The following is a 1,234-nucleotide window of genomic DNA, read 5'->3' as shown; positions in this document are numbered from 1 at the left end:
GCTCCGGAACTTGTATATGGACTCATCCGGGATTGCAATATGTTCTAATGTAGTGAGGTTTGCATTTGTATATCCGGTAATATTTTAGAGTATTAAATTAACTCATACCTTGATGTGATTCGTCCTCTGTCTCCTTTATCGCGCCGTCGAACATAATAGCTCAGCAAGTTCCTCAGGTATAAACAGAGTAGATTTTACCTTACTTTCATCATCGCATTTTGCAAAACTTAGATAATCACTTTTCTTTAATTACAAACAAAATATATAAAACTAACTTGCTAATTGATATTTATATTCTTCACCATAATACATTATTGCCCAGGCATGCCGCGCATTTTTATTAGCGATCGCAACGCATGCTTTATTAAACCCTCTATCTTGTTTTATTCTATTTACCCAAGAGTTTAAAGGAGTTATTTTTTTATCGGAAATCTTTGCCACTGAACGTCCGCCATTGATTAAAAGATTTCTTAAAGTAATATCACCTCGTTTACTTATTCCCATTAAACATTGTTTTCCTCCGCTTGAATGTTCTTTAGGCACAAGGCCCACAAAAGCTGCGAAATGGCGCCCATTTTTAAAGTTTTTAGCATCGCCTATTTTTACTACTAATAAAGAAGCCGTTAAGGGTCCAATACCCTTTAATTTCATAAGGCGTTTACAGTTTTCATTTCTAAGACATATATTTTCTAATTTTTTATCATATTGAGAAATTAGCCTAATTAGATGTAATACTTCTTGGTAAATTTCATAAATTTCTTCTCTAGCTATTTGTGTTAATTCATTACCAGCATTCTCCAAAATTTCTGGGATTTCTTTAGTAAAGAAAGTCATTCCTTGCCTCATGACAATACCGTATTCTGTCAAAAAACCTCGCGCTTGATTCGTTAAGGCCGTCCTTCTTCTTACAAGCTCTTCTCTTCTTCTATGAATTAGTTGGATGTCTTGTTGCTCTAGTGATTTAATAGGAACCGATGGCATACCATCCTGCATCGCTGCGGTTACTATACCTTGAGCATCATTCGCGTCATTTTTATTTCCTCGAACAAAAGGTTTAACATGCTGCGGGCTAATCAACATTACTTCATGCCCCATACTTCTAAAGATTCTTCCCCAATAATTTGATCCTGCACAAGCTTCCATTGCAATTTTGCAAGGATTTATGTTTCTTATAATATCCATCAAATTAGCTCTATTAATTTTTTTCTTTATGATCGTTTTTCTTTGCTTATCT

General features: G+C 34.6%; 1 protein-coding gene. It reads right to left on the bottom strand.

Features of this window, described 5'->3' with window-relative positions; translation table 11 throughout:
• Positions 1-270 precede the first annotated feature (270 nt).
• On the bottom strand, positions 271-1,234 hold a 964-nt coding region (locus A8O27_RS18045), incomplete at its 5' end, for an IS110 family RNA-guided transposase (RefSeq protein WP_064115165.1).

Origin of the sequence: Legionella bozemanae, assembly GCF_001648595.1 — a bacterium.
GTDB lineage: Bacteria > Pseudomonadota > Gammaproteobacteria > Legionellales > Legionellaceae > Legionella > Legionella bozemanae.
The sequence above is the reverse complement of the archived record's forward strand: the minus strand, read 5'-3'. Positions and strand labels throughout refer to the sequence as shown.